Here is a 9,848-nt window from a genome sequence, read left to right on the forward strand (position 1 = left end):
GCCGTAACCGGGCCGCCCCGAGTCGGGTTTCCCCTGGATCCGGCTTGGCATTTCGACTGGAACGCCATGAAACTGCGCGACCTCCTAGGTCAGGACTCTCTGGGCAATGATGCCGCAATCGAGCCCGCTGCGCTCGATGTGACGGGGCTTGCGCTCGACAGCCGTACGGTCAAATCAGGCGATCTCTTTTTCGCGCTCGCCGGCAGCAAGACCGATGGCGCGCGGTTCATCGATGCTGCGGTTGCCGCGGGTGCGGCGGCCGTCGTCGGCGACCACGCGCCGCGCGGCTGCAAAGTGCCGGTCATCGCCGTCTCCAATCCGCGCCGCGCGCTGGCCCTGGCTGCTGCAAGATTCTTTCCCGCGCAGCCCGCGACGATCGCGGCGGTGACCGGCACCAGCGGCAAGACCTCGGTCGCGGCGTTCACGCGGCAGATCTGGGAGCGGCTGGGGCACGTATCCGCCAGCATCGGCACCATCGGTCTGGTCTCGCCGAAGCGCACCGTGTACGGCTCGCTGACGACGCCCGATCCGATCGCGCTGCACCGGCAGCTCGATGAGATCGCGCGCGATGGCGTCACGCATCTTGCGTTCGAAGCGTCCTCGCATGGCCTCGATCAATACCGCCTCGACGGCGTGCGCGTCGCGGCCGGCGGCTTCACCAATCTCTCGCGCGACCACATGGATTATCATCCGACCGTCGCGCATTATCTTGCCGCCAAGCTGCGGTTGTTCCGCGACCTGGTGCCGCCGGGCGGCGCGGCCGTGATCTCCGCCGATCATGATTGCTCGACCGAGGCGATCGAGGCCGCGAGGTCGCGCGGCCTGCGCGTGATGGCGGTCGGCCGTAACGGCGACGGGGCAGGCGAGGGCATCCGCCTCGTCGAAGCCAAGGTCGACGGCTTTTCGCAAGCGCTCGCGATCGAGCATCGCGGCCAGACGTATTCGGTCCGGCTGCCGCTGGTCGGCGCGTTCCAGGTCGAGAACGCGCTGGTCTCCGCGGGTCTTGCGATCGGCACCGGCAGCGATGCGGGAGGCGTGTTTGCGAGCCTCGAGCATCTCGAAGGCGCAAAAGGTCGGCTCGAGCTTGTCGGCGAGCGCAATGGCGCGCCGATCTTCGTCGACTATGCACACAAGCCGGACGCACTGGTGAAGGCGCTCCAGGCGCTGCGGCCCTATGCCAGGCGCAAGCTGATCGTCGTGTTCGGCGCCGGTGGCGATCGCGATGCCGGCAAGCGGCCGATCATGGGGGCGATCGCGGCTGAGAACGCCGATGGCGTCATCATCACCGACGACAATCCGCGCAGCGAGAAGCCGGAAACCATTCGCGCCGCGATCCTCGGCGCTGCAAAGGGCGCGAAGGAGATCGGTGATCGCGCAGCGGCGATCCGCGCTGCGATCGACGAGCTCGAGCCGGGCGATGCGCTGCTGATCGCCGGCAAGGGCCACGAGACCGGGCAGATCATCGGCAGCGAGGTGCTGCCGTTCAGCGATCACGAAGCGGTTGCTGCCGCATTAGCGACGAGGGTTTCATGAGCGCGCCATTGTGGACGGTTGCCGAGGTGGCGCGAGCGTTGGGCATCGCGGGATCGTTCCCCGAGACGGCCATCGACTTCGTCACCCAGGACAGCCGGCTGGTGAAGCCCGGCAGCCTGTTCGTTGCGCTGAGCGGCACGCCGAGCGGCGGCTTCGTCTCGGCCTTTGCCAGCGCACGCGATGGCTGGGAGTTTGCCGACAAGGCGGAAGCTTCCGGCGCGGTCGCAATGATCGTGCCGCACGAGATCGCAGGCATCCGCGTCCCGCAGCTCGTCGTCAAGGACACGTTGATCGACGGCCTCTGGGGCCTCGCGCGTGCTGCCCGCGCGCGCTTTGCGGGACCGGTGATCGGGCTCACGGGCAGTGCCGGCAAGACCAGCACCAAGGAATATCTCGCGGCCTATCCGAACGCCTATGCGAACCCGTCCAGCTTCAACAATTTCTGGGGCGTGCCGCTGACGCTGTGCAATGCCAGACCAGATGCGAGCCTATGGGTCGTCGAGATGGGCATGAACCAGACCGGCGAGATCGCGCGGCTGAGCGAGCTGACGCGGCCGACGGTGGCGCTGGTCGTCAACGTGCAGCCGGTGCATCTGGAAAAGCTCGGCTCGCTCGAAGCGATCCGGCGCGAGAAGGTCTCGATCGCGCTCGGCCTGTCCGGCGACGGCGTGCTGGTACTGCCCGCCGATATCGCCGCCCCCGAATGGAACGGCAAGGTCATCCGCTTCGGCGACGGCACCGATGTCCGCGAACTCGGCCACACCCCGCAGGGCGAAAGCTGGCAGGTGAGCGCGCAGGTCGGCGGCAAGGAGATCGATTTCAATCTCACGCCCGGCGCGCCGCATCGCGTCCACAACGCGCTGGCCGCGCTCGCGTCAATCGACGCGGCAAATCTCGACGCGGCCGCGCTAGCGGCAAGGCTCGATAGGGTCGGCATCATGACCGGCCGCGGCGTCGAGCAGGCCGTCGGCGGCGTCATCGTGATCGACGACAGCTTCAACGGCAACCCGGCCAGCATGGCGGCGGCCCTGGAAAGCCTCAAGGCGCGCCACATGACGACTGGCCGCCGCATCGCCGTGATCGGCGACATGCTCGAGCTGGGAACTGACGCGCCGTCCTATCACGTGAATCTTGCAAGACATCTCGACGGCATCGACGGGGTCTACTGCGTCGGTCCCTTGATGCATCATCTCTATGAGAAGCTGCCGGCGGCCAAGGGCCTTGGCTGGCATGACGACCCCGCCACGCTGGCTCCGCGGGAGGTCGCGGATCTGCTGAAGGCAGGCGATGTCGTGGTTGTCAAGGGCAGCAAGAAGATGTTCTGGGTCAACAAGTTTGTGCCGGGGCTAGTGGCCGCCTTGCAGGCAAAGGCGTAAACTGGTTAAGCGCCGTGTCTGATCCCACAACACCGGCCGTCCGATTTTTGAGGGTCGTCCGACCACACCATGGAAGCCGGCGAATACGCCAAAAGCGCTTTCGGCAAGGCCGCACGTGACGAGGCGGTATAGGACTGTCTGAATGTTTTATTGGCTGATCGAGCTCTCCAACACGTTTCCGAGTCTTGGTGCGTTTCGCACCTTGCTGAACGTCTTCCGCTACATCACGTTCCGTACCGGCGGCGCTGTCGTTACCGGTGCGCTGTTCGTCTTCCTGTTCGGGCCGTGGATCATCGATCACTTGCGCATCCGCCAGGGCAAGGGTCAGCCGATCCGCGCCGATGGCCCACAATCGCATCTCAGCAAGAAAGGCACGCCCACCATGGGCGGGCTGATGATCCTGTCGGGCCTCACGGTCGGCACGGTGCTGTGGGCCAACCCGCTCAATCCCTATGTCTGGATCGTGCTCGCAGTGACGCTGGGGTTCGGCTTCGTCGGCTTCTACGACGATTACCTCAAGGTGACGAAGCAGACGACGAGCGGGTTCGGCGGCAAGCTTCGCTTGCTGATCGAGGCGATCATCGCGCTGGTCGCCTGTTACGCGCTGGTGCGGCTCAACCGCGATCCCTCGTCCACCGCGCTGGCGATTCCCTTCTTCAAGGACGTCGTGCTGCATTTCGGCTGGTTCTTCGTGATCTTCGGCGCCTTCGTCATCGTCGGCGCAGGCAATGCGGTGAACCTCACCGACGGCCTCGATGGCCTCGCCATCGTGCCGGTGATGATCGCGACCGCGAGCTTTGCCATGATCGCCTATCTCGCCGGTAACGCAGTGTTCGCCGACTACCTCCAGATCAAATATGTCGCGGGCACCGGCGAACTCGCCGTGCTCTGCGGCGCGCTGCTGGGAGCCGGCCTCGGTTTCCTCTGGTTCAACGCGCCGCCGGCCTCGATCTTCATGGGCGACACCGGCTCGCTGGCGCTCGGCGGCATGCTCGGCTCGATCGCCGTTGCGGTGAAGCACGAGATCGTGCTCGCCGTGATCGGCGGCTTGTTCGTGCTGGAGGCGGTCTCGGTGATCGTGCAGGTGGTGTCGTTCAAGCTGACGGGAAAACGCATCTTCAGGATGGCGCCGATCCATCACCATTTCGAGCAACTCGGCTGGACCGAACCGCAGATCGTGATCCGCTTCTGGATCATCTCGGTGATGCTGGCGCTCGCCGGCCTTTCCACGCTGAAGCTGCGGTGATCGATCGATGATCCCGGTCACGTCCTTTGCCGGCAAGACGGTCGCGGTCTTCGGCCTCGGTGGCTCGGGGCTCGCCTCCTGTCACGCCCTGAAAGCCGGCGGTGCCGAGGTGATTGCCGGCGACGACAGTGCGGACAATCTCGCCAGGGCCGCGCAGGAAGGTTTCATCACCGCCGATCTGCGCACCGTATCATGGGCGAATTTCTCTGCGCTGGTGCTCGCGCCCGGCGTGCCGCTGACGCACCCTGCGCCGCACTGGAGCGTCTTGAGGGCGCGCGAGTCCGGCGTCGAGGTGATCGGCGACATCGAGTTGTTCTGTCGTGAACGGCGTCGCCACGCGCCGAATGCACCCTTCGTCGCCATCACCGGCACCAACGGCAAGTCGACGACGACTGCGTTGATCGCGCATCTCACCAAGGTTGCCGGCTACGACAGCCAGATGGGCGGCAACATCGGTACCGCGATCCTGTCGCTGGAGCCGCCGCGCATGGGCCGCGTCCATGTCGTCGAGATGTCCTCCTACCAGATCGATCTCACGCCCTCGCTCGATCCCTCCGTCGGCATTCTGCTCAATGTCAGCGAGGACCATATCGACCGCCACGGCACCATCCAGCACTACGCCGAAGTGAAGGAGCGTCTCGTCGCCGGCGTGCAGGCAGGCGGCACCTCGATCGTCGGCGTCGACGACGGCTGGTGCCGCGACATCGCCGACCGGCTCGATCGCTCCGGCAAGAACGTGGTGCGCATCTCCGTCAGGAATCCGCTCGCGACCGGCATCTATGTCGAGCGCGGCGCGATCGTCCGCGCCTCGGGCGGTGCTCGCAGCGAAGTCGCAAAGCTCGGCGGCATCGGTTCGCTGCGCGGCCTGCACAATGCGCAGAATGCGGCCTGCGCATCCGCCGCCGCGCTCGCGATGGGCATCAGCCTCGACGTGCTTCAGAACGGCCTGCGCAGCTTTCCCGGCCTGGCGCATCGCATGGAGCAGGTCGGCCGCCGCGGCAACGTGCTGTTCGTCAACGACTCCAAGGGCACCAACGCGGACGCTGCCGCGCATGCGCTGTCGTCCTTTGCCGACATCTTCTGGATCGCCGGCGGCAAGCCGAAGATGGGCGGCATCACCAGCTTGACCGGCTTTTTCCCGCGCATCCGAAAAGCCTATCTGATCGGCGAGGCCGCGCAGGAATTTTCCGGCACGCTGGGCACGCAAGTCGCCCACGAAATCAGCCAGACACTCGATGTTGCGGTGGAGCACGCCGCGCGCGATGCGGAGGCATCAGGCCTTGGCGAGGCCGTCGTGCTGCTCTCACCCGCCTGCGCCTCCTTCGACCAGTACCGCAATTTCGAGATCCGCGGCGCGAAGTTTCGCGATCTGGTCCAGGCGCTGCCGGGCGTGAAACCGGTGGTGTAGGGCACACGCGTGCCTCGCTCTCCGCTGTCGTCGCCCGGCTTGACCGGGCGACCCAGTATTCCAGAGGCGGTGCTTGAGCCGAGCGGCTGCGGCGTACTGGATGCCCCGGTCAAGCCGGGGCATGACAGTGTATTTTGTGGTGGCGGCCGAGATCATCTCCAATCATCCGCAATTCATTAACCCCCCGTAAACCAACCTCGGCGACCAATGGGCTGATCTCTGTCCGAAGGTCGGCCGCCCATGCTCTCCCGTGAAGAACGCACCCCCTTTTCCGAATGGTGGTGGACCGTCGACAAGCCGCTCCTCGGCGTGATCCTGGCGCTGATGCTGACAGGAGTCATCCTGTCGCTGGCGGCGAGCCCGCCGGTCGCGACCCGCATCGGGCTCGATCCCTTCCACTTCTTCAGCCGGCACGTGATGTTTCTGGTGCCGTCCTTCATCGTCCTGATCGGCGTATCGTTCCTGTCGCCGCGCGCGATCCGGCGCAGCGCGTTGATCATCTTCGCGATCAGCATCATCCTGATCGTGGTGACCCTCGCCGTCGGTCCGGAAGTGAAGGGTTCGCGGCGCTGGATCACGTTGCTCGGCGTCAACATCCAGGCCTCCGAGGCCGCAAAACCGTCCTTCGTCGTCATCGCCGCCTGGCTGTTCGCGGAATCGACCAAGCGTCCGGAGATGCCTGCGACCTCGATGGCGCTGGTGCTGCTGTTGATGCTGGTCTCGCTCCTCATCATGGAGCCCGATTTCGGTCAGACCATGCTGATCCTGATGGTCTGGGGCGCGCTGTTCTTCATCGCCGGCATGCGGATGATCTGGGTGTTCGGGCTTGCGGGCGCGGCAGGCGTCGGCCTGTTCACCGCCTATCTCTTCGTCCCGCACGTTGCAGGTCGCATCAAGCGCTTCATGAATCCGGCTTCCGGCGATACCTTCCAGGTCGATACTGCGATGGAAGCCTTCTACAACGGTGGCTGGTTCGGCCTCGGGCCGGGCGAGGGCATCGCCAAGCGCAGTCTTCCGGACAGCCACACCGACTTCGTGTTTGCGGTCGCGGCCGAAGAGTTCGGTATCATCCTGTGCCTTGCGATGCTGGCGCTGTTCGCCTTCATCGTCATCCGCACGCTGTCGCGCGCCTATGCCAATGAGGACATGTTCTCGCGCTTCGCAGCCTCCGGCCTTGCTATCCTGTTCGGCGTGCAGGCCGCCATCAACATGTCGGTCAATCTCCAGCTCATCCCGGCAAAGGGTATGACGCTGCCGTTCATCTCCTATGGTGGCTCCTCGATCGTGACGCTCGCCTACGGCGTCGGCATGATGCTGGCGTTGACACGGCTGCGTCCACGCACCGAGGTCGAGTCGATCGGCCAGGCCGAGGCGATGCGCAGCTACGCGTGAAGACTCTCGTGTCCCGGACAAGCGAAGCGCAGATCCGGGACCCAGAATGTGGCAACGATGGGCCCCGGTTCAGCAGCACACCACGCCTAACTGGACGATGCTTCGCATCGCCAGGGGCGCGCTGCGCTGCGCCCGGGGCACGAACACCGTGACGTGGTCTGGCTCGCAATGACGGCTGACTGTCTGTAAAATCCTCAGCCATGGACACTTCTCCCCTGATTCTTCTCGCCGCGGGCGGCACCGGCGGTCATCTGTTCCCGGCCGAGGCGCTCGGCGTCGAATTGATCCGGCGTGGATTTCGCGTGCGTCTCGTCACCGACGCGCGTGCGCTCCGCTACAGCGGGCTGTTCAGCAAGGACATGATCGACGTCGTCGCCAGCGAGACCGCGCGCGGCCGCAACCCGCTGCAGCTCGCTCATGCCGGCTTCACGCTCGCCGCCGGCACGCTGTCCGCCTTCAGCCTGATGCGCCGATTGAAGCCGGTCGCGGTCGTCGGCTTCGGCGGCTATCCGACGCTGCCGCCGTTGATCGCCGCAAAGCTCGCCGGCGTGCCCGGCATCATCCACGATGCCAATGCCGTGCTCGGCCGCGCCAATCGCTTCCTGGCGCGCTATGTCCGCGCGATCGCGACGTCCTTGCCGGGCGTGCTCGACCGCGATGCTGCGCTGGCGCCGAAGACCACGACGGTCGGCACGCCGATGCGTCCGGCGATCCTCGCGGCCGCCGCAGTGAAGTACGCGCCGCCGGAGCCGAACGGTCCGCTGCGCCTGCTCGTCGTTGGCGGCAGCCAGGGCGCGCGTATCATGGCCGACATCGTGCCCGGCGCGATCGAACGGCTCGCGCCTGCGATCTGGAGCCGGCTGATCCTCACCCAGCAGGTCCGCGATGAGGACATGACGCGGGTGCGCGCGGTCTACGACAAGCTCAAGATCAATGCCGAGCTCGCGCCGTTCTTCACCGATTTGCCGGCGCGGCTTGCCTCCAATCACCTCGTTGTTTCGCGCTCGGGCGCCGGCACGGTCGCCGAGCTCGCGGCGATCGGGCGGCCCTCGATCCTGGTGCCGCTGCCAGGCTCGATCGACCAGGACCAGTTCGCCAATGCCGGCGTCCTCGCCCAGGTGAATGGCGGCCTGCGCATCCCGCAGACCGAGTTCACCTCGGACCGGCTGGCCGCCGAGATCTCCGCTTTCGCCGCCGAGCCCTCGCGGCTTGCCGCCATGGCCGAGGCCGCCCGCCGTGCCGGCCGGCTCGATGCCGCCGAGCAGCTGGCCGATCTGGTGGTCAAAGTCGCGGGAATCTGACGTGAAAAAGCCCTTGTCTTCGCCTTCTAAAGCGGGGCATCCAGTAGGAAAGGCGCGCGGCTGATTTGGCCGTGACATCAGCCAGATGCCGCCTTTGCTAGGCGGCGAGGTCGGGAACAGAGCATGAGACTGCCGCGCGGGATTGGACCCATCCACTTCGTCGGGATCGGCGGCATCGGCATGAGCGGCATTGCCGAGGTGCTGGTCAATCTCGGCTACACCGTGCAGGGCTCGGACGCCTCCGACAATTACAATCTCGAGCGACTGCGCAAGAAGGGCGCCAAGGTCTCGGTCGGCCACAGGAGCGAGAATGTCGACGGCGCCGACGTCGTCGTGGTGTCCTCCGCGATCAAGCGTGACAATCCGGAACTGATGGAGGCGCGTGCGCGCCGCATTCCCGTGGTGCGTCGCGCCGAGATGCTCGCCGAGCTGATGCGGCTGAAGAGCTGTGTCGCGATTGCCGGCACGCATGGCAAGACCACGACGACCACGATGGTCGCAACGCTGCTCGATGCCGGCGGCCTCGATCCGACCGTGATCAACGGCGGCATCATCAACGCCTATGGGTCGAATGCACGTCTCGGTGCCGGCGACTGGATGGTGGTGGAAGCGGACGAGAGCGACGGCACGTTCCTGAAGCTGCCGACGGATGTCGCGATCGTCACCAATGTCGACCCTGAGCATCTCGATCACTTCAAGACGTTCGAAGCGGTGCAGGATGCATTCCGGCATTTCGTCGAGAACCTGCCGTTCTATGGCTTTGCCGTGATGTGCATCGATCATCCGACCGTGCAGGGCCTGGTCGGCAAGATCGAGGACCGCCGCATCATCACCTATGGCGAGAACCCGCAGGCCGATGCGCGGCTCGTCGATCTCACGCCGATGGGTGGCGGATCGAAATTCAAGGTGGCGATCCGCGATCGCAAGAGCGGCGCCGTACATGAGATCGCGGATATCACGCTGCCGATGCCGGGGCGCCACAACGCCTCCAACGCGACAGCCGCAATCGCGGTAGCGCACGAGCTCGGCGTCTCTGACGAGGCGATCCGCAAGGCGATGGCTACCTTCGGCGGGGTCAAGCGCCGCTTCACCAAGACCGGCGAGTGGAACGGCATTACCGTGATCGACGATTACGGTCACCACCCGGTCGAGATCGCTGCGGTGCTGAAGGCAGCGCGCGAATCCACCAACGGCAAGATTCTCGCCGTGGTGCAGCCGCATCGCTTTACCCGCCTGCAATCGCTGTTCGAGGAATTCTGCACCTGCTTCAACGATGCGGATGCGGTTGTTGTCGCCGAGGTCTATCCCGCAGGCGAGGCGCCGATCGAAGGCATCGACCGCGATCATTTCGTCGCCGGCCTGCGCGCCCACGGCCATCGCCAGGTGATCCCGCTGCCGGCATCCTCGGATCTTGCCGGCATCGTCAAGGGTACGGCGAAGCCAGGCGATCTCGTCGTGTGCCTGGGCGCCGGCAACATCACGCAATGGGCCTATGCGCTGCCCGACGAATTGAAGGCGCTGGGGTGAGCATGCTGAAGAAGGACTCGCAGGCAGCCACAAGGCACACTGCGCTCCCTCCCCCCTTGCGGGGG

7 protein-coding genes are annotated in these 9,848 nt (G+C 65.7%); all 7 read left to right on the forward strand.

The genetic code is table 11. The annotated features are described in order from the left end of the window. Positions 1-66: 66 nt before the first annotated feature. Positions 67-1,533 carry a UDP-N-acetylmuramoyl-L-alanyl-D-glutamate--2,6-diaminopimelate ligase gene (locus ACV1FX_RS37935; protein ID WP_473122629.1) on the forward strand — a complete coding sequence of 489 codons (1,467 nt, stop codon included), beginning with the start codon at positions 67-69 and terminating at the stop codon, positions 1,531-1,533. After that, a complete protein-coding gene (locus tag ACV1FX_RS37940; RefSeq protein WP_473122630.1) occupies positions 1,530-2,909 on the forward strand; it encodes a UDP-N-acetylmuramoyl-tripeptide--D-alanyl-D-alanine ligase in 1,380 nt (459 codons plus the stop codon). The genes ACV1FX_RS37935 and ACV1FX_RS37940 overlap by 4 nt, the downstream gene beginning before the upstream one ends. 142 nt (positions 2,910-3,051) lie before the next feature. After that, a complete protein-coding gene (gene mraY, locus ACV1FX_RS37945; protein ID WP_473122631.1) occupies positions 3,052-4,155 on the forward strand; it encodes a phospho-N-acetylmuramoyl-pentapeptide-transferase in 1,104 nt (367 codons plus the stop codon). Positions 4,156-4,162: 7 nt separating this feature from the next. Further along, entirely contained in the window at positions 4,163-5,563 is a 1,401-nt protein-coding gene (gene murD / locus ACV1FX_RS37950) for a UDP-N-acetylmuramoyl-L-alanine--D-glutamate ligase (RefSeq protein WP_473122632.1), read from the forward strand. A gap of 240 nt (positions 5,564-5,803) precedes the next feature. Next, complete coding sequence (gene ftsW / locus ACV1FX_RS37955; protein ID WP_473122633.1) at positions 5,804-6,955, forward strand: putative lipid II flippase FtsW; 1,152 nt, start codon at positions 5,804-5,806, stop codon at positions 6,953-6,955. Between the two features lie 200 nt (positions 6,956-7,155). Further along, a complete protein-coding gene (gene murG / locus ACV1FX_RS37960; RefSeq protein ID WP_473122634.1) occupies positions 7,156-8,256 on the forward strand; it encodes an undecaprenyldiphospho-muramoylpentapeptide beta-N-acetylglucosaminyltransferase in 1,101 nt (366 codons plus the stop codon). A 123-nt stretch (positions 8,257-8,379) separates the two neighbouring features. Next, positions 8,380-9,783, forward strand: coding sequence for a UDP-N-acetylmuramate--L-alanine ligase (murC, locus tag ACV1FX_RS37965; protein ID WP_473122635.1), 1,404 nt, complete (start codon positions 8,380-8,382; stop codon positions 9,781-9,783). The last annotated feature ends 65 nt before the right edge of the window (positions 9,784-9,848 follow it).

It is taken from the genome of Bradyrhizobium ingae, assembly GCF_055791185.1.